The organism is Streptomyces sp. NPDC007991, from assembly GCF_042958445.1.
Taxonomy (GTDB): domain Bacteria; phylum Actinomycetota; class Actinomycetes; order Streptomycetales; family Streptomycetaceae; genus Streptomyces.
Window position 1 is genome coordinate 52,463 of the sequence record NZ_JBIBJD010000018.1, and the last position, 22,410, is coordinate 74,872.

At 71.7% G+C, this 22,410-nt stretch carries 20 protein-coding genes and 1 other RNA gene; 4 read left to right on the forward strand and 17 right to left on the reverse strand.

Going from position 1 to position 22,410, the window contains the following annotated elements:
- Positions 1-16: 16 nt before the first annotated feature.
- The 6 genes from ACFZDA_RS37070 to ACFZDA_RS37095 all read right to left on the reverse strand — a co-directional run bounded on the left by ACFZDA_RS37070 (position 17) and on the right by ACFZDA_RS37095 (position 6,448).
- Entirely contained in the window at positions 17-847 is an 831-nt protein-coding gene (locus ACFZDA_RS37070) for a zf-HC2 domain-containing protein (RefSeq protein ID WP_391090154.1), read from the reverse strand.
- Positions 847-1,368: a sigma-70 family RNA polymerase sigma factor gene (locus tag ACFZDA_RS37075; protein ID WP_010039908.1), complete on the reverse strand. Its 522-nt coding sequence runs from the start codon at positions 1,366-1,368 to the stop codon at positions 847-849. Before ACFZDA_RS37075 ends, ACFZDA_RS37070 begins: the two co-directional genes overlap by 1 nt.
- 373 nt (positions 1,369-1,741) lie before the next feature.
- Positions 1,742-2,335, reverse strand: a complete 594-nt coding sequence (locus tag ACFZDA_RS37080; protein WP_391090156.1) for an ABATE domain-containing protein — start codon at positions 2,333-2,335, stop codon at positions 1,742-1,744.
- Between the two features lie 175 nt (positions 2,336-2,510).
- On the reverse strand, positions 2,511-3,662 hold the full coding sequence (locus ACFZDA_RS37085) for a uroporphyrinogen-III synthase (RefSeq protein WP_391090158.1): 1,152 nt from the start codon (positions 3,660-3,662) through the stop codon (positions 2,511-2,513).
- Between the two features lie 117 nt (positions 3,663-3,779).
- On the reverse strand, positions 3,780-5,165 hold the full coding sequence (locus ACFZDA_RS37090; protein ID WP_391090160.1) for a NarK family nitrate/nitrite MFS transporter: 1,386 nt from the start codon (positions 5,163-5,165) through the stop codon (positions 3,780-3,782).
- Between the two features lie 152 nt (positions 5,166-5,317).
- Complete coding sequence (locus tag ACFZDA_RS37095) at positions 5,318-6,448, reverse strand: hypothetical protein (RefSeq protein WP_391090162.1); 1,131 nt, start codon at positions 6,446-6,448, stop codon at positions 5,318-5,320.
- 135 nt (positions 6,449-6,583) lie between these two features.
- On the opposite strand from ACFZDA_RS37095, the gene ACFZDA_RS37100 reads away from it, so the two are divergent.
- Complete coding sequence (locus tag ACFZDA_RS37100; RefSeq protein WP_391090164.1) at positions 6,584-7,126, forward strand: hypothetical protein; 543 nt, start codon at positions 6,584-6,586, stop codon at positions 7,124-7,126.
- Here the strand turns inward: ACFZDA_RS37100 and ACFZDA_RS37105 are convergent.
- The 10 genes from ACFZDA_RS37105 to ACFZDA_RS37150 form a co-directional block, all read right to left on the reverse strand.
- A complete protein-coding gene (locus ACFZDA_RS37105; RefSeq protein WP_391090166.1) occupies positions 7,109-7,699 on the reverse strand; it encodes a hypothetical protein in 591 nt (196 codons plus the stop codon). The two genes, ACFZDA_RS37100 and ACFZDA_RS37105, sit on opposite strands and share 18 nt — an antisense overlap.
- A gap of 8 nt (positions 7,700-7,707) precedes the next feature.
- Complete coding sequence (locus ACFZDA_RS37110; RefSeq protein WP_391090168.1) at positions 7,708-9,099, reverse strand: hypothetical protein; 1,392 nt, start codon at positions 9,097-9,099, stop codon at positions 7,708-7,710.
- A complete protein-coding gene (locus tag ACFZDA_RS37115) occupies positions 9,096-9,398 on the reverse strand; it encodes a hypothetical protein (RefSeq protein WP_391090170.1) in 303 nt (100 codons plus the stop codon). Before ACFZDA_RS37115 ends, ACFZDA_RS37110 begins: the two co-directional genes overlap by 4 nt.
- Positions 9,395-10,024 carry a hypothetical protein gene (locus tag ACFZDA_RS37120; protein WP_391090172.1) on the reverse strand — a complete coding sequence of 210 codons (630 nt, stop codon included), beginning with the start codon at positions 10,022-10,024 and terminating at the stop codon, positions 9,395-9,397. Before ACFZDA_RS37120 ends, ACFZDA_RS37115 begins: the two co-directional genes overlap by 4 nt.
- An 80-nt stretch (positions 10,025-10,104) precedes the next feature.
- Positions 10,105-11,316: an acyltransferase family protein gene (locus ACFZDA_RS37125; protein ID WP_391090174.1), complete on the reverse strand. Its 1,212-nt coding sequence runs from the start codon at positions 11,314-11,316 to the stop codon at positions 10,105-10,107.
- Positions 11,313-13,514 (reverse strand): glycosyltransferase, encoded by a 2,202-nt coding sequence (locus ACFZDA_RS37130; RefSeq protein WP_391090176.1) that lies wholly within the window; start codon positions 13,512-13,514, stop codon positions 11,313-11,315. The genes ACFZDA_RS37125 and ACFZDA_RS37130 overlap by 4 nt, the downstream gene beginning before the upstream one ends.
- A 423-nt stretch (positions 13,515-13,937) precedes the next feature.
- Complete coding sequence (locus tag ACFZDA_RS37135) at positions 13,938-14,924, reverse strand: hypothetical protein (protein WP_391090178.1); 987 nt, start codon at positions 14,922-14,924, stop codon at positions 13,938-13,940.
- A gap of 167 nt (positions 14,925-15,091) precedes the next feature.
- Positions 15,092-16,057, reverse strand: coding sequence for a LysR family transcriptional regulator (locus tag ACFZDA_RS37140; RefSeq protein WP_391090180.1), 966 nt, complete (start codon positions 16,055-16,057; stop codon positions 15,092-15,094).
- 9 nt (positions 16,058-16,066) lie between these two features.
- The gene (locus tag ACFZDA_RS37145; RefSeq protein WP_391090182.1) at positions 16,067-16,924 is read right to left on the reverse strand and encodes a hypothetical protein; all 858 of its coding nucleotides are present in this window, start codon (positions 16,922-16,924) and stop codon (positions 16,067-16,069) included.
- Between the two features lie 12 nt (positions 16,925-16,936).
- Complete coding sequence (locus tag ACFZDA_RS37150; protein WP_391090184.1) at positions 16,937-17,260, reverse strand: hypothetical protein; 324 nt, start codon at positions 17,258-17,260, stop codon at positions 16,937-16,939.
- Positions 17,261-17,334: 74 nt separating this feature from the next.
- On the opposite strand from ACFZDA_RS37150, the gene ACFZDA_RS37155 reads away from it, so the two are divergent.
- The 3 genes from ACFZDA_RS37155 to ACFZDA_RS37165 all read left to right on the forward strand — a co-directional run bounded on the left by ACFZDA_RS37155 (position 17,335) and on the right by ACFZDA_RS37165 (position 21,920).
- The gene (locus ACFZDA_RS37155) at positions 17,335-18,606 is read left to right on the forward strand and encodes an MFS transporter (protein WP_391090187.1); all 1,272 of its coding nucleotides are present in this window, start codon (positions 17,335-17,337) and stop codon (positions 18,604-18,606) included.
- Positions 18,607-18,693: 87 nt separating this feature from the next.
- Positions 18,694-20,949, forward strand: coding sequence for an alpha-xylosidase (gene yicI / locus ACFZDA_RS37160; RefSeq protein WP_391090189.1), 2,256 nt, complete (start codon positions 18,694-18,696; stop codon positions 20,947-20,949).
- On the forward strand, positions 20,949-21,920 hold the full coding sequence (locus ACFZDA_RS37165) for a substrate-binding domain-containing protein (RefSeq protein ID WP_391090191.1): 972 nt from the start codon (positions 20,949-20,951) through the stop codon (positions 21,918-21,920). The genes yicI and ACFZDA_RS37165 overlap by 1 nt, the downstream gene beginning before the upstream one ends.
- Before the next feature lie 48 nt (positions 21,921-21,968).
- Here ACFZDA_RS37165 and ssrA read toward each other — a convergent pair.
- Positions 21,969-22,372, reverse strand: a transfer-messenger RNA (tmRNA) gene (gene ssrA / locus ACFZDA_RS37170).
- Positions 22,373-22,410 lie beyond the last annotated feature (38 nt).

Sequence of the window (22,410 nt, forward strand, 5' to 3'; positions counted from 1 at the left end):
AGGGGACCCGGTAAGGCTACGCGTCGACCTCTACCAGCCGCTTGCCGTCGAAGGTGACTACCTCGAAATGATCGATCTCGTTCGGCTTGAAGGCGGCACCGCCCTGGACGTACAGGGGCTCCTTGGCCTTCTCGGACTTGGCGTCCGGCAGGCCGTATCCCCATTCCGGGACGGACCAGGAGGACAGGGTCTCCCGCTCGCCGTTCTTGCCGACTGCGACGAGGGCGCACTTCAGCGGGCCCTTGACGTTCTTCAGCTCCGTGACCACGCCCGTCCCCCAGTCCTTCTTCTGGAGGGCGACCGTGGCGGTGACCTTGGTGCTCGGGTCGGTGGCCGAGATCTTGTCGGAGATGCCGTCGAACGCTTCCTTGGCGGGGCTGGCCGCGAGCGGGCGGTTCTCCGCGCCGCCGCCGTCACCGCCGCTGTTCGTCGCGACCGCGACGAAGGGGCCGCCGATGATCAGCGCGCCGGCCGCGGCCACCATGTAGAAACTGCGGCGGCGCTTCTGGGCGCGGCGGTCGGCGACCTCGTCGACCAGCTTCTCCACCAGGCGCGGCCGGGGCTTCGCGGACAGCGACTCGCCGATCGCGGGTGTGCTGCCGGAACCGGGCAGGTCGGCGAGGGCGGCGAGCATGGGCTCCATGCCGGCCAGCTCGTCGAGCTGCTGGGCGCACCATTCGCAGGTCGCGAGGTGGGCTTCGAAAGCGGTTGCCTCGGCGTCGTCGAGGATGCCGAGAGCGTAGGCGCCGACGGTCTCGTGCTCGTTCGGCACCGGAGATTCCTGCATGGGTCCAGACATACCCATGCCTCCCGTACCGAACCCCTGGTTACCCCCGTAAACACTCATCACGCCGTCACCCCCCGCTCCTCCAGTGCCAGCTTCATCGAACGCAGGGCGTAGAACACCCTGGAGCGGACGGTTCCGCTGGGTATGCCCAGGGTTTCGGCCGCCTCATTGACGGTACGCCCCTTGAAGTACGTCTCGACGAGCACCTCCCGGTGGGCGGGGGTCAGGTCGTCGAGTGCGTCCGACAGAGTCATCAGCCACAGCGCCTTGTCGATCTCGTCCTCCGCGGGGATGACCTCCAGCGGCGACGGGTCGACCTCCTGCGGCCGGGCCTGCCGGCTGCGGTGGCCGTCGATGACGATGCGCCGGGCGACCGTCACCAGCCAGGGGCGTACCGATCCGGTCGCCCTATTGAGCTGACCGGCGTTCTTCCAGGCACGGATGAGCGTCTCCTGCACGACGTCCTCGGCGCGCTGCCGGTCTCCGGCGACCAGGCGCAGGACGTATGCCAGCAGGGGTCCGGCGTGTTCGCGATAGAGCGCACGCATCAGCTCCTCGTCGGGTTCCGAGGGCTGGGACATGCGATGTCGGGCCCTCGGTGCACGTTCATTGGCCACGACGGAATCCTTGCGCACGCCCACCTCCGGTGTCCGGGGGTTCCCCCAGTCGGTCGCTCCCCATGCCGTACGGACGCGAGGTGTTGGGCGTTCAAAGAGGCGTGACAGATTTCTTCGAAGTGACGTGACGAGGGGGACATGGGAGCACATTCCCACCCCGTATTCTTTACATTTCCGCCACACCGATCAGATCAAGCCAGGCTTTCCCTACGGGTGCGTAGGTAAACGGTATGTAATCGAAATCACTTCGACAGCGCGTCCACAGAAGTCGCATTTAGGACAGGGGAATTGGGTGCACCGGCCACCCGACTGCCTTGCGCTGAGGGGCAAAAGGGACTTAAGCCCGGGTGAGTGCGGCGCGGCGGCGGTGCCGGGCGACCCGTTCGCGGTTTCCGCAGACCTCGCTGGAGCACCAGCGCCTCCGGCGCCCCCGGGAGGTGTCGAGGTACACGATCGGGCAGTTGTCGCCCTCGCACTGGCGCAGGGCCGCGCGGGCGAGGGGGTCGGTCAGCAGGTCCACGGCGTCCCGGGCGACGGCCGCGAGCAGGGCGGGGCAGCCGGGCGGGCCGTCCAACTGCCGTATGAGCTCGCCGTCTCCGCCGCGGACCGCCCGCGGGGCGGGGGGCGCGGCCCGGGCGAGGTCGTTGACCCGCGCCAGCGCGACGTCGTACGCCCGGGCTCCGGATCCCGGCCAGCCGCGCACCAACCGGTCGATCTGGCCGCGCAGTTCGCGGAAGGCGACCAGCCAGGCGGCGTCGGCGTGGGCCAGGGCGGTGTCCGCCGGGACCAGCCCGGAGCCGATGATCCAGGCGCGCAGCACGTCCACGGAGCCGAACCGTTCCTCCGGATGCGTGGTGGAGAGCAGGTCGAGGCAGATCCGCCCGGCATCGAAGCGCAGTTCGTACGGGGCCGTGGCCGTACCCAGTGCCATGTGCCTGTCACCGCCTAGGGGTTGCACCCCGGTCGCGAGGGTCCGGTGAGGTGCCAGTGAGAGGGCTGGGAAACCGTTCCCTCTTACAGTGCCTGCCCACTCCGGCGCCGGAAACCCCTCGCACTAGCCGCTCTCGTGCCGGCCTGGCGGTATCTCGCTCAACCCGCGGACGCGCTCAGGCGTCCGCGTACTTCGTCTCCGCCGCCGGGTCCAGGGCGAGGCGGTACCCCCGTTTGACCACCGTCTGGATCAGCTTCGGGGTGCCGAGGGCGGTGCGGAGCCGGGCCATGGCCGTCTCGACCGCGTGCTCGTCACGACCGGAGCCGGGCAGGGCGCGCAGGAGTTCCGCGCGGGCGACCACCCAGCCGGGGCGGCGGGACAGGGAGCGCAGCAGGGACATGCCGGCGGGCGGCACGGGCTTGAGTTCGCCGTCGACCAGGACGGCGTGGCCGCGGATCTCCACCCGGTGCCCGGCGATCGGCAGCGCGCGCGCCCGGCCGGGCAACTCCTTGGCGAGGAGCTGGACCAGGGGGCCGAGCCGGAACCGCTCGGGCTGGATCGTGTCGATGCCGCGGGACTGCAACGGCAGGGCGGTGACCGGGCCCACGCAGGCCGGCAGCACGTCGTGGCTCAGGGCCTCCAGCACCTCGGGCAGCATCCCGCGCTCCTCCGCGCGGGAGAGCAGGGAGGCCGCGGCCGGGGCACTGGTGAAGGTCAGCGCGTCCACACCCCGGCAGACCGCCGCGTCCAGCAGGCGGTCCACCGGGGCGATGTCCTCCGGCGGCATCCACCGGTAGACGGGCACGCCCACGACCTCGGCCCCGCCCTCGCGCAGCGACTCGACGAACCCGGGCAGCGGCTCACCGTGCAGCTGGATCGCGATCCGCTGCCCGTCGACGCCCTCCTCCAGCAGCCGGTCGAGCACCTCGGCCATGGACTCCGACGACGGCGACCACTCCTCCGTCAGCCCGGCGGCCCGGACCGCGCCCTTCACTTTGGGCCCGCGCGCCAGGATCCGCGCACCGCCGAGCCGTGACAGCAGATCGTCGCCGAGCCCCCAGCCGTCGGCGGCCTCGACCCAGCCCCGGAAGCCGATCGCGGTCGTGGCGACCACGATGTCCGGCACCTGGCGGATGAGCTCCTTCGTCGCGCCCAGCAGTTCACTGTCGTCGGCGAGCTGCACGATCCGCAGGGCAGGGGCGTGCATGACGGCGGCACCGCGCCGCTGGAGCAGCGTCCCCAGCTCGTCGGCCCGGCGCGCGGCCGTCACACCCACGGTGAAACCCGCCAGGGGTCCGTGGTCCGGTCGCTGTTCTTCCTCGTACATGGCTCTCGTCCCGCACTCGAGTCGTCGTACTTCATGGGTACGGCGTACCTACATGCCGATCGAGCCTGTCAACGGCTCGTGACAGGCCCGGATCGGCATCATGTCGCTGGTGTTACGTCACACCTTGGCGTAGCTGAGCTGCGGCTCCGCCTCCGAGGTGGCCGTCGTGACGGGTACCCGGGGGGTCGTACGGCGAAGGTATACGGACCAGGTGACCGCGAAGCAGACCGCGTAGAAGGCGAGGAAGGCGACGAACGCCCCGGTGCCGGAGCCGTAGGAGAGGAAGGACTGGCGGAAGGCGAGGTTGATGCCGACGCCGCCGAGCGCGCCCACCGCGCCGATGAGTCCCATGGAGGCGCCGGAGAGCCGGCGTCCGTAGGCCGCGGCCGCCTCGCCCCTCAGTCCCTTGGCGAGGGCCTTGTTCTGGAAGATGCCCGGGATCATCTTGAACGCCGAGCCGTTGCCGATACCCGTGAGCACGAACAGCACCACGAACGCGATGGTGAACAGCGCCAGCGACTTCTCCATGCTGGCGGGGATGAGGACGGCGGTCGCCGCGCCCATACCGACGTAGTTCCACAGAGTGATCTTCGCACCGCCGTACTTGTCGGCCATCCAGCCGCCCAGGGGACGGATCAGCGAGCCGAGGAGCGGACCGATGAAGGTGACGTACGCCGCCTCCAGCGGGGTGCGTCCGAACTGGTTCGTCAGAACCTGCCCGAAGGCGAAGCTGTAGCCGATGAACGACCCGAAGGTTCCGATGTAGAGGAAGGACATGATCCACGTGTGGGCGTCCCGCGCGGCGTCCTTGGCGGCGCCGGTGTCGTTCTTCACGTTCTCGATGTTGTCCATGAAGAGCGCGGCCATGACGGCGGCGACGAGGACCAGCGGGATGTAGATCCCGAGCAGTACGCGCGGCCCGCCGCCGGCGCCGATGATCGCGAGGGCGGCCAGCTGGATCACCGGCACGCCGATGTTGCCGCCGCCCGCGTTCAGACCGAGGGCCCAACCCTTCTTCCGCAGCGGGAAGAAGGCGTTGATGTTGGTCATGGAGGAGGCGAAGTTGCCGCCGCCGATGCCCGCGAGCAGGCCGACGAGGAGGAAGGTGGAGAAGGAGGTGCCGGGCTTCATCACCATGAACGCCGCGACGCTCGGGACGAGCAGAAGGCTGGCGGAGATGATCGTCCAGTTCCGGCCGCCGAAGATCGCGACGGCGAAGGTGTAGGGGACGCGGACGACGGCGCCGACCAGCGTGACCATCGAGGTCAGCATGAACTTGTCGGCCGGGGTCAGCCCGTACTCCGGGCCCATGAAGAGGACCAGAACGGACCACAGGGTCCAGATCGAGAACCCGATGTGCTCGGAGAGGACGGAGAAGAAGAGGTTCCGGCGGGCGATCTTCTCGCCCGTCTCCTTCCAGAAGGTCTCGTTTTCCGGATCCCAGTGCTGGATCCAGCGTCCGCCCCTGCTCGGGGGTGCGGGTGCCGTGCCAGGGCCTGTCATGACGCCTCCACTTGCTCCGGGACTCGGTCGTTCCATGAGTGCTGGTCCCGAAGGTAGGGAGGACGCGTTTCGTGACTGTGCCAGCGGGTGACCGCGAGGGAACTTTGCTCTCACCCCGCCCTGCGGCGGGATGAGAGGTTACGTGGCGTCTGTCAGCGTTGCGGGGGCTGCGCGGGGGGATTCTGCTGGGGGTGGGGGTACGGCTGGGCGTACGGGCCAGGTGCCGGCTGGCTTCCGTACGGACCCGGAGCGGGCTGACCCGGGTACGGGCCGGGGGCGGGCTGGCCGGGGTACGGGCCGGGGGCCGACTGCCCTCCGTACGGACCGGGGGCGGACTGCCCGGGATACGGGCCAGGGGCCGGCTGGCCGGGGTACGGGCCAGAGGCCTGCTGCCCAGCGTAGGGACCAGGGGCCGACTGGCCTCCGTACGGCCCCGGCGCGGACTGCGCGGGAGACGGACCCGGCGCGGGCTGCCCGGGATACGGGCCGGGGGCGGGCTGCCCGGGATACGGGCCAGGGGCGGGCTGGGCGTACGGGCCCGGTGTCTGTTGTCCGTAACCCGCGAGGGCGCCGGCGGCCGGAGTCGGCGCCCCGGGCGGCCGGCCCGGCGCACCCGCGTACCCCGGCGTCCCGGCCTCCTGTCCGCCGCCGTACGGGCCTGCCCCGAACGGATTGCCGTGCCCGGGCGGCTGCGCCCCGGGCGGCAGGTACCGCACCCGACCGTTCTCGTCGGTCACCGGCTGGAAGCCGGCCGCCTGCAAGCGCGCGGCGAACTTCGCGTTGCGCCCCCGCGTGACCAGCAGCCCGATACCGAGGATCGCCATGATCACGAGCCACACCACACCCGCCGCGATGAAGTCGAAGGACTCACCGCCGGACCGGAAGGCGAGGACCACGCAGCCGATCGTGACGCCGAGCGCCCCGTAGCCCATGCGCTTCTCGGCGTTCTTGCCGGTGAGGTCGAAGTTGATGCGGGCCTTGAGGAGTTCGAAGGCGTCCGGCACGAGCGGCGGGAGGGAGACGCCGTCGGCGGCGTCGGGGTACTGCGCCCAGTTCTGTGCGGCCCGGGCCCGCGCCTGCGGGCTGGGGTCGGGCAGGATCAGCATGGTGAGCGCGCCGTTGCGGCCGCTGCTCTGCCGGACGTCCGCGTACTCGTAGCCGAACTGCTGGGCGACGAAGGCCAGCCGGGCGAGCTTCTTCACGGACGCCATCGGGCTGGTGAGCTCGACCGGTTCGCCGCTCGCCATCAGCCGCAGCATCTTCTGTGTCTGCCGCTTACTCATCCCACCGCTCCCCCGGACGCCCACTGGGCACAGTTGTTCACAGGCGCAACCCGGGCAGTTTTCCACACCGGGAAAGCCCCAGGGAACGGGGTCCCGTTATCCTCTAGCGGACCCCACACGGGAAGGGGAGAGTCCATGTCCGCTGAGTCGGGGGCCGAACGGCCCGAGGCGCGGCGCCCGCAGCGCTCCTTTGCCGCAAACGTGGCCTTCGGAGCGGGCATGCTCCTCGTGCTGGCGACGGCGACGCTCGGCGCGTTCGCGGCCGTGGCCCTGCTGGGCGACGCGGTGGACGCGGCCCCGCTGTCGGGCATGGTGCCCGACGACGGGAACAACGCCCTGGTCGTGGGCGGCATCGCGGTCGGCGGGCTGACCGGGCTGATGCTGCCGGTGATCCTCTTCGGCATGGTGCGCGGGAACGAGAACACTCCCCGGGTCGGCCCGGCAGCCGCCGCACGCAAGGTGCTGGCCGTGCTGGCGTTCGACGTCTGCCTGCTGGTCGTGGCGTTGCTCGTCGCCCAGCTGGGCTGGTTCCTCCCGGCTCAGCTCACCACCGTCGTGGCCGTGTTCGCCGTCGGGTTCAGCTGGATGCCGCTGGCGATGGTCCCCTGGGAGCGGTTCGGGCTCGGGGATGTGTTCGGCAAGCGCGGGGGTTTTGCCGCGTCACGCCAGGCGGAGTGAGTCCGCCAGTTCGTCGGCGACCTTGACGAGTTCCGCGCCGAGCCCCAGGGACGTCCACAGCAGCCGGCATTCCAGCGCGGTGGGATGCCGACGCGGCAGGACGTAATGGGCCACTCCCTCCACGATGGTTCCGCTGTCCGCGTCCGGGTCCGTCGGCTCCTGGCGGTGCACGCGCAGGGCCGGCCCCAGGGGCAGTTCGACCTCGGTGAGGACCTGCTCCCCGCCGAAGCAGGGGCCTTCCGCGCGCTCCGCCTCCGCCCGGAAGGCGGCCACGGTCCTCGATTCCGCCGGGACGGTCAGCTCCCGCACCGTGCAACCGGCGACGACCGGCCCGTCCTTGGGGGCCTGGACCGCCGCGCACAGGGCGCCCTGCCGCACGGCCGCGCCCCAGTACCAGAGCAGATCCGCCGCGAAGGCCTCCCGCCACTCCTCGGGGACGTCACCGCCGAGATGCTGTCCGGCGAGGGCGCGCGCCCAGTCCTCGGGGTCCTCGCTGCGCAGGTCCAGGACCAGCCAGTTGTGGTGGGCGGGCAGCGCGACCCGGCACTCCCGCCAGTCCGCCGGGTTCGTCATGGCCGGGCTCACCGTCCGGCCAGGGACGCGTCCGGGCCGGTGACGTCGATCTCCGGCTCGCCGCCGAACAGGCCGACGAAGCTGTTGGTGTCGGAGGCCGCGCCCGTCCCGGTGCCGCCGAGACCGATGGCGTTGTAGGCCATGGCCTGCTTGAACGCGTCGGGTGTGCCGATGAACCGCAGGTCCGCCGGGTCGATGTTCTTGATGCGCGCGAGTTCGTCGACCATGCCGGGCCCCGCGTACATGCTGGCCAGCCCGCGGGCTCCGGCGGCGTTGTAGGCGTCGCGGGCCGCCGAGAGGTTGTCGCCGACCTTGAACAGGTCCCGCCAGTTGCCCCGGATGCTCGCCAGGTCGTCCGCGAAGGAGCTCGGCAGTCCGCGGAAGGCCGCCCGCAGGCCCACGTCCGGCAGGGCGGCCCCGGGGCGCGCTCCGGCCCGCGCCCCGACCATGGACTCGACGAGCGCGCGCCGCGCGGCCGAGTTCATGCCCGGGTTCCAGCCGCGCACGTACTGTGTGGCCGCCGTCCAGACGCGGCTGCGGCCGACGACGGCGGCGGCCTTGCCGCCCGCGGAGAAGACCCGTCCGATACCGAACGTGGCGAGGCCCAGCGCGTCGATCGCCACGTCGCCCCAGGAGCCGTCGCCGTTGATGGCGAGCAGCACATGGCAGACCAGTGAGACCGCCGTCATCACCAGGGCGATGGTGCCGAGCACTCCGGCCAGGGCCTGTCCGATGACGGGGATCCAGCCGACGAGCAGGGACAGCACCCCGCAGACGGCGGCGATGGCTCCCGCGATGTCGCTGACCATCTTCAGGGTGTCGCGCAGGTCGTCCAGCCAGCTGTCGTTGAGGCCGTCGCCCTCGGTGGTGTCGTGGATGCGCTTGGCGGCCTTGTCGCCGGCCTCCTTGTGACGGGTCTTCAGCTTGTCGAGCTGACCGCGCAGCCCGTCCAGCCCCTCCTGGAGGTCGGTGACGGCCTTGTCGAGCTTGTTCTGCCCGGCGTCGTCGGTGCCCTTCGGCGGGTTGTCCGCCTTGGACTTGGCGGTGGAGAGGCTGTTGTGCTTGGTCTCCGCCTGGCTGAGGAGCTTGTCCGCCTCCTCCTGGATGGTCTCCAGGTCGGTGGAGTAGTCCTTGAGGGCGACTCCGGCGTCCGCATAGCGGTCGTAGGCCTTGCTCACCGTCTTCGCGGTGTCGGTCGCCTTCTCGGCGAAGGCGCGGCCGGCCTCGGAGTCCCAGCTCTCCAGGTCGCCGATCCGGCGCAGCGCGTCGGCGGTCTTGGTGATGGTCTCGGCGGTGGCGGTGAACCGGCGGGCGAGGGCCTTCATGTCGGTGACGTCGCCGGGCACGGGGTCGCCGCTCTCCCCCAGCACCTCCCACCGGTGGTCGGCGGGGCGGGTCACTTCTTCTTCCCCTTGCCCGTGAGCGCGTCGTACAGCGCGGTGTCGAGCGCGGTGTACGCCTTCCCGGCCTCCTTGGCCATCGTCCCGAGCCCCTGGATCTCCTCGATCATCTTCTTGCGGTTGTCGTCCCAGCCGTCGGAGAACTCCTGCAGCCGGTCGTGCAGCGCCTGGTGGCCGACCGTGCGGCGGTCGTAGGCGTCCATGAGCTTGTCGAGCCCTTCCAGCTCGGTCGCCACCGTCCGCAGCCCGGTTCCGGCCGTCTCCAGATCCTGGGTCGAGACCTTGAGCTTCCCGCTCATTCCCGCTCCTCCCCCGTCCGCTCCTCCTGGCGGTGCTGCCAGCGCAAGGTTCCGGCCACCGCGTCGAACAACTCCACCATGGCGTCCGCGATCGGCTCCAGCGGTGTGCTGAAGGTCAGCATCAGCACCTCGTCGCGGCCCGGGACCGGTACGAAGTACTCGACGACGGTGTCCTCGAACTCGGAGCCCAGCTTGCGCGACTGCTTCGTCCGCTCCTGCCTCCGCAGCCGGGCCACGCGCCCCACGGCGGGCAGCGCCTCCAGCGTGACCTCGCCGGAGCCGGCCAGGGCGGCGACGGCGTCCAGGCCGTCGAACCTCTCGTACAGACGGGAGACCAGCAGGGAAGCCGACAGCGGGATGCCGCCGGCCTCCAGGAACGACAGGTACAGCACCACGCCGCCCTGCTGAACGGCGGCCTCGGCCGTGCCGAGCAACTGCTCCTCGGCCTTGCGGCGCAGTACGGGCTGGTCGTCGACGCCCGCGAACTGCCGCTTGACCAGGGCCCTCACGGACGCCTCGCGGTGGTCGGCGGGCAGGAGCGGAATGCGGTACCAGTCCTCGGGCGTGATCAGCCCGAAGACCGGCGCGCGCGGTCCGGCCGGCTCTGCTGTCGGTGCTTCTGTCACTGTCGTTCTCTCACCTGCGACCGAAAAGGGGCCCCGGACAAGGGCCGCTCATCGTCCGCCCCCGCCGATGCCGGCCCAGCTTAGCCGCCGGGTGCCGCTCGCCTCCGGGTCCCTCGAACCCTCACCCGAGGCTCACTTTTCGGCCACAACCGGGGCTTCTGCCTCGCCGCCAGGTCCTCGACCCAGCCGAACGCCATGACGCAGCCGCCGATCAGCACCCACGCCAGCGCCAGCACCGGCCAAGGGCTCTCCAGCAGCCCGGGCACGTTCTGCTCCAGCACCGTGACGCTCCACAGCCGGTCCCACAGGGTCGCGGCGATGAGGATGCAGATGTTGTGCCAGAGGTAGATGGTCACGGCCCGGGAGTTGAGCAGGCCGACCGGCCCGGCCCAGCGGCGCAGCCGGCGCGGCCACTCGGACCAGGACGGGCTGACGTGCAGCAGCAGGAGCACCGTGCCGAAGGACCACAGGGCCTGCGCCAGGGGCATGCTGTCCAGGTCGTTGCCCGGGCCGAAGCCGTGGTGCAGGGCGTACCAGAGGCCGGCCAGGGCGATGGCGGGTGCCACGGACGGGACGACGTAGCGCGGCAGCCGCGCCAGGATGCCCTCCTGGTGGGCCATGCCGAGGATCCAGCAGGCGCCGAAGGTGGAGAAGTCGGTGAGCGCCGAGGGGATCCGCTCGCCCGGCAGGGTGAGGTAGCCCCGCTCGAAGGCCACGGCCAGGGCGATCGGCAGGGCGAGCGTGACCACCGGCATCGCGCGCAGGGCCTTCAGGAGCATCGGGGACAGCAGGACGTACCAGAGGTAGGCGCGGAGGTACCACAGCGGGCCCGCGAGGTCGGCGGCCCAGTTCTCGCCGACGTAACCGTGGAGCCCGGGCAGGCCCTCCGCGTACGGCGGGTCGCTGAGCGGGACGATCCAGAAGGTGAGGTGGAGCAGCCACCAGCCGGGGTGCCCGTCGGCGTCCGGCCCCCAGCCCTGGAGGACCATGCCGGTGACGCCCACGGCGCCCAGCAGCCACAGTGGGGGCAGCAGCCGGCGCATCCGGCCGCGGATCACCTGGACGGGCGGGCGCTTCAGCGAGCGGGCCATGAGGTTGCCGGCGAGGGCGAACATCACGCCCATGGACGGGAACACCAGCGGCAGCCAGGCCCAGCCGGTGAGGTGGTACAGCACGACACGGAACAGCGCGAGGGCGCGCAGCAGATCGAAGTACCGGTCGCGGCCGGGCTTCCTGCCGGAGGCCGGCTGCTGCGGCGCGGCCTCGGTGACGGGGGTGGCGTGCGTGGTCATCCGACGGGCCTCCCGTCCGTCTGCGGCCGGTTCGCGGGGGCACCGGCCCCGGGCAGGCCCACCGCGCCGGTACGCCGGAGCTTCTGCCAGCGCAGCCGGCCGCCGGTGAGGGCGGTGATCCAGGACTGGAGCAGGACGACGTACATCAGCTGGCGGTAGAGGAGTTGCTGGAGCGGGAGCGAGATCAGGTGGGTCATGCGTTCCTTGTCCAGGTGGAACGCGTAGGCCGCGCACACCCCTTGTACGGCGAGGACGCCCAGCCAGGCGCCGATGGTCTTCTCCGTCGGGCCGAACACCAGCCCGTACAGGAGGAACACGTCGATGAGCGGGGCCAGCAGGGGTGCCACGACCATGAACATCGACACGAGCGGCAGTCCCACCCGGCCGAAGCGGCCCGAGGGGCCCCGCTCGACGAGGGAGCGGCGGTGCTTCCAGATCGCCTGCATCGTGCCGTACGACCAGCGGTAGCGCTGGGACCACAGCTGCTGGACGGACTCCGGGGCCTCGGTCCAGGCGATGGCCTTCTCCGCGTACACCACGTGCCAGCCGTCGCGGTGCAGGGCCATGGTGATGTCGGTGTCCTCGGCGAGCGTGTCGTCGCTCATGCCGCCGACGCGTTCCAGTGCGGTGCGCCGGAACGCGCCGACCGCGCCGGGGATCGTCGGCATGCAGCGCAGCACGTCGTACATGCGGCGGTCGAGGTTGAAGCCCATCACGTACTCGATGTGCTGCCACGCGCCGATGAGGGAGTCCCGGTTGCCGACCTTGGCGTTGCCCGCGACGGCGCCCACGCGCGGGTCGCCGAAGGGCTGCACCAGTTCGCGGACGGTGGTCGGTTCGAAGACGGTGTCGCCGTCCATCATCACGATCAGGTCGTACCGGGCGTTGGCGATGCCCCGGTTGAGGGCGGCGGGCTTGCCGGCGTTGAGCTGCCGGACGACGCGTACGCCGGGCAGGGCGAGGTTCTCGACGATGCGGGCGGTGCCGTCGGTCGACCCGTCGTCGATGACCAGCACCTCGATGGGATGGTCACTGGCGACGAGGGAACGGACCGTCTGTTCGATGCACTTGGCCTCGTTGTAGGCGGGCACGAGGACGGACACGGGTTCCGTGACGGTCGCACCCCGGCCAAAGCCGCGCCGGCGGACCCGCCGGGCGTGCGCGACGGACAGGATCAGCATCAGCCCGAGGCGCCCGAAGACGAGCACACCGACGACGGCGAGACCCGTGACCAGAACGCCGGTCGTCTTCTCGGAGGCCTGCACCAGGAAGACCCACGCCTCACCCTTGACCGCCTCCAGTCCCGCGACCGGGGTGTGCGCGCTGGGGGCGTCCAGGGCGGCGGTGAGGGTGTGGAAGCGGTAGCCCTTGGCCTGCAGCCCGGTGACGTACCGGTCGAGCGCGGCGACGGTCTGGGAGCGGTCGCCGCCGGAGTCGTGCATCAGCACGATGGCGCCCTTGCCGCCCTTCGGCGTGGCGTTGCGGATGATCTGCCGGACGCCGGGCCTGCGCCAGTCCTCGCTGTCGGCGTTGTTGACGATGCTGATGTAGCCCTTGCTGCCGATGTACTCGGTGACCGGCCAGGACCTGTTGTCCATGTTGTTGGCGAACGACGAGTAGGGCGGGCGGAACAGCGAGGTGCGGATGCCGGCGGCACCGGCGAGCGCGAGCTGGTTCTGCGCCAGTTCCCAGTCGACGCGGCTCCTGCTCTGCAACGACAGGTCGGGGTGGTTGAAGGTGTGCAGCCCGATCTCGTGCCCCTCGTCGACCATGCGCTGGACGAGGTCCGGGTAGCGGGACGCCATCGTGCCGGTGACGAAGAAGACGGCCCGGGCGTCGCGCTTCTTCAGCACGTCGAGGACCTTGGGCGTCCACTTCGGGTCGGGCCCGTCGTCGAAGGTCAGCACGAGTTCGTGGTCCGGGAGTTCCAGACTGTGCGGCTGCCCGTTCCTGCTGTCGATGACGGGCCCGCCCTTGAGAATGTCCTTCGGCACCTGGTCACTGGCCGCGGGAGGCCCGACCCGGTGGTCGGCCAGGATCTCGCTGTGCACATAGCCGCGCAGCATGAGCATCGCCACGAGAGCGACCAGCAAGAGCAGCGGCAGCAACAGCCGCATGGGCAGCCGCCGACGCAGGCGCCCACGGGAACCGCCGGGGACACCGGACGCGGTGTCCCGGCGGTGAGAAGGGGTTGCCATTGGGTGGTACTCCGGGATGGTACGTACGGGGACGGGTGGTTTCGGGGAGCGGGTGGGTGCGGCTGCCGGGCGGCTGCTGATACGGCCGGGCGGCCGGACGGCGGGCACCCCGGCGCTGGGAGGTCGGGCCGCGGGCAGTGCCTGTCGGCGGTCAGCGGCGGCTACGCCTGCCGGCGAGCGGTGGTTGGCCGTTGCGAGCGGGCGGCGGGCACTGCCCGCCTGCCGGCCGCGCCCGGGTGGGCGCCCCGGCGGAGCCGTGGTCGCTCGGCCAGGCGGCGGCATACGGCAGCGGCCAGTCAGCCCGCTACGACGGCTCCGGCCCGAGCCGATCGCCGGGCACGGCTCCCGGCCACACGGCGAGCCCGGCCGGTCAACCGACCCAGCCGCCCGCCGACCCAACCGACCAGTAGGGCGGCGGAGCCGCTACGCCGCTGATGGTTCGGGGGTCGGCTGGGGGTCGGGCGGGCCGTCGGCGACCGTGCCCGTGTCGTCGACGGTGCCCGTTGTCCGCGTCGGCCCGGGCGTCGGGTCACCCGGCGGTGTCGGGTCGGGGGCGGGCGGGCTCGGCGGGTCCGACGGCTGCGTCGGGGTCGGGTCGGTCACGCCCGTGCCCGGGGCCGGTGTGGTCCGGGTCGCGGTCGGTGAGGGCTTGGCGGTCGCGCCGGAACGGCCCGGGACCGGGGCGGCCGAGGGTTCGAGGGCGCTGGGGCCGGGCGAGGGCGCCGTGGCCTCGTCGGTCGTCGGCGCGCTGCTCGGGGCGGTGGCCCCTGTGCCGACGGTCGGTGCCGACTCCGCAGGCAGCGACGGTGTGTCGACCTGCCCGGCCGGCCGGCCCTCCGGCCGGCCCGGCACGGGCAGCCAGGGCGCGTCGGAGTTGCCGGACAGCATCGTGGCGACGATGACGACGGCGTAGACCCCACAGGCCGTGGCCACGGCCATGCCGATCCGGCGGAGGTGCCGGCTGCGGCGGCCGGACTCGTCCACGAACACGGGCCGGTCGCCGACGGGGCCCGCTCCGGCGCCTTCCGTGACCTGCCGTACGAACCCGTCCCCGAGTTGAACGGCGTCGAGCTGGACGGTCACCTCGTGCGGATCATGAGTGTGCCCGGCGGCATCGGCACCCTGTCCGGCCGCGTCGGCGTCCTCCTGCCAGGGGTCGCGAACGCCCGGCGGTGTCCTGAGGCCCGCACCGAACGAGTCGGCCGCGCCCTGGCTCTGCCGGGGAATGCCGCGCAGTATCTCCGTCGCGTCCGTCCCGGCGGACGGGCGCGTGCCCGTCACCTGGCCGTCGCCGCCGGAGAGGACCTGTGTGGTTCTCCGGTCCCGGGCTCTGCCGTCAGCGGGAAGCTCACCGGGCCTCGCCGCGGCCTCGGGCCATTCGGGTTGGGCGTCTTCTCGCCACTGTTCCACGCGCACGCACTTCCCCCCACGGGATGGTTCAGGTGCGCTTGCGACCTGAGCACCCGCCGTTTGGACGGGTCCCCAACCCGTCCAAAGCGCCCCCATTTACCACACCGTGCTCAGGCGTCGAATGTAGCGCACGCGGAGGTTCCGTGTTGACATCGTGCCGAATCGGGTCAGCCGCGCGACACCATGAGGACATCGTCGGTGGCCGGAACCCACCCTCCGGCAGGCCTGTGCAGCCACCCCTCCTCCAGCGCGAGCCCCGCCGCGGCCTGCCGCAGCGCGTCGAGCCCGGGGTGCGACAGGCCCCTGCGCCACACCAGCGACACGGGAGAGAGCGGCACGGGATCGACCAGGGGACGTGACACCGTCGCCGGCGGGGCCGGGAAGCCCACGACGGCCAGGACCGGGTGACGCGTGCGGGCCATGATCCGCTGGAACTCCTCCTCCCCGACGGCCAGGGGCGCCGGTGGCGCGATCTCGATGCCCCGCCCCGCCAGCAGCAGCCGCGCGAGGCCGGTCCACTCCGGCGTGCGGGGATTGCCGGCGCCCGCGTAGAGGGTCTCGCCGGCCAGTTCGGCGAGCGGCACCTGAGCCAGCGAGGCCAGCCGGTGGTCCTCCGGCAGCACGACCGCCATCGGCTCGTACCGCACGGGCTGGTGGTCGAGCCCGGCCCGCAGCGCCGGGTCCAGCCCGGCGAATCGTCCGAACGACGCGTCCAGCCGGCCCGCGAGCAACTCCTGGGCGGCCCCGGTCAGGCCGCTCTCGTAGCGGGCCATCAGCTCGTGCCCCGGGGCGAGTTCACGCGCCCGGTGCAGCACGCGGCGCGGCGTGACCAGACCCGGGGAGTTGAGGTCCACCAGCAGGGGCCGGGCCCCGTCGAAGGCGGCGAGCAGTTCCTCCTGCGCCTGGAGCACGCGGCGGGCGTACGGCAGGAGCCGCTCTCCGTCGGGCGTGAGCGTCACCTGCCGGGTGGTCCGCACGAACAACTCGGCGCCCAGTTCCCGCTCCAGCCGCCGCACGTCCCGGCTCAGCGCCTGCTGGGCCGTGTGGAGACGCATCGCGGCACGGGTGAAGTGCAGTTCCTCGGCGACGGTGACGAAGGCCCGCAGGAGCCGGGGATCGGGGTGGCCGGGCATGCCGTCAACCTACAGCGGCGACGTGCCCCCGCAGCCCCCGGCGGCCTTCTCGGGCCCCTCACCCTCACCTTCACGCACACACTCACCCGGCCCGGCCACCTGGCCTCCCGGGCCGTCCCCGCCGGGACATTCCCTCAACGGCACCTGCCCCAGCCGATGCCGGGGCACCGTACGCACAGGCGGGCGCGTCAGCGTGATCTGGCGGACGACCTGCTGGAAGCAGGCCAGCGCCGCCAGTCCGGGCAGGGCGGCGGCCGCGGTGCCGAGGACGGTCCTCGGCGCCTGGGCGACGCACAGCAGCACGGCGACACACGAGAAGACCAGCACCACACACCAGGAGTGCACGGCACGGCGCTGGTGCAGCGCGGCCCGCAGGACGGACAGGGACGCCACCAGCCACGGCCCGTACACCAGCAGGGGCCACCAGGTGTGCAGGCCGCGCTCCTCGGGGGACGCTGCGACCAGGCGCAGCGGGTCGTAGGCGACCATGCCGCTCAGGAGGCCCACCACGGAGGCGATGACGGCCGTCAGGGCGGCGATGAGGAAGCTGGTCGCGCGGAGCAGGCCGGGGGCCCTGCGGGTCCGGACCTTGCGGTGCCGCCGGTGCACCTCCCGCACGGGCGGCAGTTCCTCGGTGATGTCCTGGAGCCGCTGCATGCGCTCACCCGGGGCCGGGTCCGCGGGGGCGGCCGGTGCCACGTCACGCGGGGCGGGGATCCTCGCCTCCTGCTCCCCGAGCGCTTCCTCGAGGATGAACGCCAGTTCCTCCGCCGGGTCCCAGGTCGGATCCGGGGGCGTCAGCGGGGTCACGAAGTCCCGGGTGGGCGCCCGGTGCCGGCCGGTGCCCTCGAAACCTTTGTCGTACATAGCGCGACCCGACTATTCGGCGAGCACGAAAGCGGGCCATTCCGTCGCACTGATCCACCGCCGGGCGAGATCCTTTTCCAGCACGCTCATGGTGTCGATGAAATCGCGCAGAACCGGCTCGGTCACCTGGAGCGCGACCGGGCAACCGCCCTTGGTGAGCGTGCCGTTGACGGTGGCCGACGAGTGTGCTGGAGCGGGAATGTAGGTGTAGGGGCCGAGCGTTACCGCCCAGCCTTCTTTCCTGGTCGCCTCGGTCATGTACCGACTAACGTCGGCCCACTTCAGCGGATGCGCGGCAAAAGAGTGAACGATTTCCCTGTTGAGCATCTTTTCCATGCGCGATTAAGGACTCTCCATATCGCTGTATGAAGAACAAGCAGTGAACATTTAACGCCAGTCCTACAACCCGAGTGCGTGATTCCGCACGGAACAGGTGTTGGACCGCCCGGTCGCCTCCGGGGGACGGTGGGCGCATGCCGCAACTCACCCCGTACCGCCGCCTCTTCGGGCTGCCGGGCGCCCGTGCGTTCACTGCCGGGAACCTGATCGCCCGGCTGCCGATGGGCATGTTCAGCGTCAGCGCGGTCGTCATGATCGCCGGGACGCGGGGCTCGTACGCCCTCGCCGGTGCCGTCACGGCGACGGGTCTCGCGGCGACCGCGGTGGTCGCGCCGTGGACCGCGCGCCTCGTCGACCGGCACGGCCAGGGCCGGGTGGCCCTGCCCGCCACGGTGTTCGCCGTCCTCGGCTCGCTCGCCCTGCTGCTGTGCGTCCGCCACGACGCCCCCGACTGGACCCTGTTCACCTCCTACGCCGCCACCGCCACGACCCCCAACACCGGCGGCATGTCCCGGGCCCGCTGGGCACATCTGCTGGCCGGCGACCCGAGGGGCCTGCACACCGCCAACTCCTTCGAGCAGGCCGCGGACGAGCTGTGCTTCATGCTGGGCCCGGTGCTGGCGGCCTTCCTGTGCGGGGCGTTCTTCCCGGAGGCGGGCACGCTCGTCGGTGCGGTGCTGCTGCTGACGGGCATGGTCCTGTTCACGACCTGGCGTGCGACGGAACCGCCCGTCCGCGCGCGCATACCCGCCAAGGCCCCGCTGCGCGCCCCCGGCATGCCCCCGCTGCTCGCCCTCTGTCTGGCGATGGGCGCGGTGTTCGGCTCGACGGAGGTCGTCACGCTGGCGTTCGCGGACGCGCGGGGGCACCGGTCGGCGGCCGGTGTCGTGCTCGCCCTGCAGGCGGCGGGCTCGTGCGCGGCGGGCCTGCTGTACGGCGCCGTGAAACCGGCCGGTCCGGCCGCGTCCCGGCTGCCGTGGTGTGTGGCCGCGATGACCGCGCTGCTGACCCTGCCGCTGCTCGCGGCCACCCTCACCGGTGCGCTCCCGCTCCTGGCGGGCGCGCTGCTGATCGCCGGGATGGCGACGGCCCCGACGATGGTCACCACCATGACGCTGGTCCAGCAGCGCACCCCGGAGGGCCGGCTGAACGAGGGCATGACCCTGGCGGCGACGGGCCTGCTCGGCGGCATCGCCTGCGGCAGCGCGCTCGGCGGCTGGACGGTGGAGCACCTGTCGGCGACGGCGGGATACGGCATCCCGGTGACGGCGGCGGCCGGGGCCCTCGCGTTGTCCCTGGTCGCCGCATCGAATCGCTTCACCGATCACCGCACGCCCCATTGACGCCCCCACGCACCCCACATACGTTCTTCCGTCGAAGCGCTTCGACGTCACCTGCCGCCTGCGGGCACGGGAAGAAGGACCCCCCACATGAAGTTCACCGACGGCTACTGGCTGCTCCGGGAGGGCGTCAGCGCGGCGTACCCGGCCGACGTGCTGGACGTCACCGAGTCGGACGGTTCGCTGGAGATCCACGCGCCGACCCACCCCGTCCGCTCCCGTGGCGACCTGCTCAAGGGCCCGGTCCTGACGCTCCGCGCGCACACGCCCATGCCCGACGTCATCGGCCTGACGCTGACGCACTTCACGGGAGGGGAGACAAAGGGACCCGAGTTCGAGCTCAACGGGTCACAAGCCGAGCCGCGGATCGCGTACGACGACGAGCACGCGACCCTCACCTCCGGCGACCTGTCGGTCCGGGTGGCCCGCGGCGGCCCCTGGCAGGTCGAGTTCCGCGCGCAGGGCCGCACCCTCACCACCAGCGGCCCCAAGAGCACGGGCATCATGCGGGACGCGACCGGCGCGCACCACCTGCGCGAACAGCTGGTCCTCCAGGTCGGCACGTCCGTCTACGGCCTGGGCGAGCGCTTCGGCCCGCTGGTCAAGAACGGCCAGGTCGTCGACATCTGGCAGGCCGACGGCGGCACCTGCAGCGAACAGGCCTACAAGAACATCCCCTTCTACCTCACGGACGCGGGCTACGGCGTCTTCGTCGACCACCCGGGCAAGGTCTCCTTCGAGGTCGCCTCGGAGATCGTGTCCCGGGTGCAGTTCAGCGCGGAGACACAGGAGCTGACGTACTACGTCGTCTACGGCCCCACCCCGAAGGAGATCCTGCGCAAGTACACCGCCCTGACCGGCCGCCCGGCGCTGCCGCCCGCCTGGTCGTTCGGCCTGTGGCTGTCGACGTCCTTCACGACGTCGTACGACGAGAAGACGGTGACGTCCTTCATCGAGGGCATGCGGGAACGCGAACTCCCCCTGTCCGTCTTCCACTTCGACTGCTTCTGGATGCGCGAGTTCCACTGGTGCGACTTCCGGTGGGACGCCCGGGTCTTCCCCGACCCGGAGGGCATGCTGGCCCGGCTCAAGGCCCGCGACCTGCGCGTCTCCGTCTGGATCAATCCGTACATCGCCCAGCGCTCCCCGCTGTTCGCCGAGGGCAGGGCGCTCGGGCATCTGCTGAAGCGCCCGGACGGCGGCGTCTGGCAGTGGGACCTGTGGCAGCCCGGCATGGCCCTGGTCGACTTCACCAGCCAGGCCGCCCGCGACTGGTACGCCGGCAAGCTTCAGGCCCTGCTCGCGCAGGGCGTCGACTGCTTCAAGACCGACTTCGGGGAACGAGTGCCGGTCGATGTGACCTGGTCCGACGGCTCCGACCCGGAGCGGATGCACAACTACTACACGTACCTGTACAACCGCACGGTCTTCGATGTCCTGCGCAAGCACCGCGGCGAGACGGAGGCCGTCCTCTTCGCCCGCTCGGCGACGGCGGGCAGCCAGCAGTTCCCCGTGCACTGGGGCGGTGACTGCGAGGCGACGTACGAGTCGATGGCGGAGTCGCTGCGCGGCGGCCTGTCGCTCGGGCTGTCCGGCTTCGGCTTCTGGAGCCATGACATCGGCGGCTTCGAGGGCACGCCGTCACCGGCCCTGTTCAAGCGCTGGCTGGCCTTCGGCCTGCTCTCCTCGCACAGCCGCCTGCACGGCAGCAGCTCCTACCGGGTCCCCTGGCTGTTCGACGAGGAGTCGGTGGAGGTCGCGCGCCACTTCATCCGGCTGAAGCTGCGCCTCATGCCCTACCTGTACGAGACGGCCCGGGCCGCCCACACCGAGGGCGTGCCGATGATGCGGGCGATGGTGCTGGAGTTCCCGGACGACCCGGGCTGCGCGCACCTGGAACGGCAGTACATGCTCGGCCCGGACCTCCTCGTGGCACCGGTCTTCAGCGACGAGGGCGACGTCACCTACTACGTCCCCGAGGGCACCTGGACGCACTTCCTCACCGGCGAGCAGGTGACCGGCCCGCGCTGGGTGCGCGAGCGGCACCCCTTCCTGAGCGTGCCGCTGCTGGTCAGGCCGGGTGCGGTGATCCCGGTGGGCGCGGTGGACGACCGCCCGGACTACCACCACGCCGACGGCGTGACGCTGCGGGCGTACGGCCTGCGGCCCGGCGCGGAGAAGACGGTACGGGTCGGCGACGTGACCTTCACGGTCGTACGCGAGGGCGACACCCTGCGGGCGGCCTGCGGCCACCCGGCGGCCCCCTGGGCGCTCGCCGCCGCCGGCCACGAGACCCGGGCACCGGCCGGCACCGGCTGCCTGACGCTGGGGCTGGAGCCGTCGTGATGGTCAGGATCACGGACGTGGCGCGGCGGGCCGGGGTCTCCCCCAGCACCGTGTCGTACGCGCTGAGCGGCAAGCGGCCGATCTCCGACGAGACCCGGCGCAGGGTCGAGGCGGCGGTCCGCGAGCTGGGCTATCGCCCGCACTCGGGCACACGGGCGCACGGCGGGCCGAACGTCCTGGCCGTGGCGGCCCCGCTGCGCGCCGGCGTCCACGTACCGGCGCTGATGCGTGTGACGGAGTCGGTGGTGCAAGCGGCACGCGGGTACGACCACGACGTCCTGCTCCTCACCCATGAACAGGGCCTGACCCGCCCCGGGGAATCGGCGCCGGCGGACGCGTTACTGGTCATGGACGTCGGCCTGAACGACCCGCGTCTCCCCCTGCTCCGCTCCCTGAACCGCCCGTCCGTGCTGCTCGGCCTCCCCGCCGCCCCGCAGGGTCTGACCTGCCTGGACCTGGACTACCGGGCAGCGGGCGAGGCGTGCGTGCACCACCTGGCCCGCCTGGGCCACCGGACCGTGGCCCTGGTCGGCTCGCCGCCGCAGGCCCACCTGCGCGGGACCGCCTCGGACCACCGCCTGGCCGAGGGCTTCACGGCCGCCGCCCACCTCCACGGGCTGACGTCCTCGGTGCACCCCGCCGAGTCGGCCCCGGCCGCAGCCCGCCACCTCGCGGACCGGCTGCTGCGCGACCACCCCGCCCTGACGGCCGTGGTCGTCCACAACGCCCCGCTGCTGGAACCCCTGATCGCGGCCTTCCGGCAGCTCGGCCTCCGTATCCCCGAGGACCTGTCGGTCATGGCCGTCTGCCCCGACGAGCCCGCGACGGTCACGTCGGTCACCCTGCCGGCCACGGAGCTGGGCACCCGGGCGGTGGAACTGCTGATGGCACGACTGCACGGCACGCCCGCAGCGGAGACGACGCTGCTGGCGCCGGAGCTGACCGAGCGGGCGAGCACGGACCACGCATGACACAGGCCCCGCCGCTCGTAAGCGACGGGGCCTGTGCCCACATGGGATGAGTGGAGATGGCGGGAATCGAACCCGCGTCCAACGGTGTGGAACCAGGGCTTCTCCGTGTGCAGTCGGCTGTGCTTTTCTCGGCCCCGGAGATCACGCCGACAAGTCTCCGACGGGCCCAGTCACTGTGTGGTTTCCCTCTTCACCCCGTGACCGGGATCAAGGTTTAGTTCCCTGAATGATGCCAGGATCCGGGTCGGGAACACCCCCGGGCTGACACTCCCTTAAGTAGGGGAGCCGCTGCTCGCTACCTGAAGATCAGGCAGCGAGGGCGAGCTCGCCCTGGGAGATGGATCGCTTGGAATTGGCGATTATTTTTTTCGGCCTGTGGTTTACGAGATCATGGCCGCTTCCTCGACACGCTTCCCCTGCTTCGACAGCCGCTGTCGAAACCGATCATCCCCATGTTGATTTTTCAATCGCGCCCCCGCGAAGGGGGCTC

Bases quoted from the DNA above. Each gene is read 5' to 3' on its own strand.
- ACFZDA_RS37070 (WP_391090154.1), bottom strand. From the start codon at position 847: ATGAGTGTTTACGGGGGTAACCAGGGGTTCGGTACGGGAGGCATGGGT.
- ACFZDA_RS37075 (WP_010039908.1), bottom strand. From the start codon at position 1,368: ATGTCCCAGCCCTCGGAACCCGACGAGGAGCTGATGCGTGCGCTCTAT.
- ACFZDA_RS37080 (WP_391090156.1), bottom strand. From the start codon at position 2,335: ATGGCACTGGGTACGGCCACGGCCCCGTACGAACTGCGCTTCGATGCC.
- ACFZDA_RS37085 (WP_391090158.1), bottom strand. From the start codon at position 3,662: ATGTACGAGGAAGAACAGCGACCGGACCACGGACCCCTGGCGGGTTTC.
- ACFZDA_RS37090 (WP_391090160.1), bottom strand. From the start codon at position 5,165: ATGACAGGCCCTGGCACGGCACCCGCACCCCCGAGCAGGGGCGGACGC.
- ACFZDA_RS37095 (WP_391090162.1), bottom strand. From the start codon at position 6,448: ATGAGTAAGCGGCAGACACAGAAGATGCTGCGGCTGATGGCGAGCGGC.
- ACFZDA_RS37100 (WP_391090164.1), top strand. From the start codon at position 6,584: ATGTCCGCTGAGTCGGGGGCCGAACGGCCCGAGGCGCGGCGCCCGCAG.
- ACFZDA_RS37105 (WP_391090166.1), bottom strand. From the start codon at position 7,699: ATGACGAACCCGGCGGACTGGCGGGAGTGCCGGGTCGCGCTGCCCGCC.
- ACFZDA_RS37115 (WP_391090170.1), bottom strand. From the start codon at position 9,398: ATGAGCGGGAAGCTCAAGGTCTCGACCCAGGATCTGGAGACGGCCGGA.
- ACFZDA_RS37125 (WP_391090174.1), bottom strand. From the start codon at position 11,316: ATGACCACGCACGCCACCCCCGTCACCGAGGCCGCGCCGCAGCAGCCG.
- ACFZDA_RS37130 (WP_391090176.1), bottom strand. From the start codon at position 13,514: ATGGCAACCCCTTCTCACCGCCGGGACACCGCGTCCGGTGTCCCCGGC.
- ACFZDA_RS37140 (WP_391090180.1), bottom strand. From the start codon at position 16,057: ATGCCCGGCCACCCCGATCCCCGGCTCCTGCGGGCCTTCGTCACCGTC.
- ACFZDA_RS37145 (WP_391090182.1), bottom strand. From the start codon at position 16,924: ATGTACGACAAAGGTTTCGAGGGCACCGGCCGGCACCGGGCGCCCACC.
- ACFZDA_RS37150 (WP_391090184.1), bottom strand. From the start codon at position 17,260: ATGGAAAAGATGCTCAACAGGGAAATCGTTCACTCTTTTGCCGCGCAT.
- yicI (WP_391090189.1), top strand. From the start codon at position 18,694: ATGAAGTTCACCGACGGCTACTGGCTGCTCCGGGAGGGCGTCAGCGCG.
- ACFZDA_RS37165 (WP_391090191.1), top strand. From the start codon at position 20,949: ATGGTCAGGATCACGGACGTGGCGCGGCGGGCCGGGGTCTCCCCCAGC.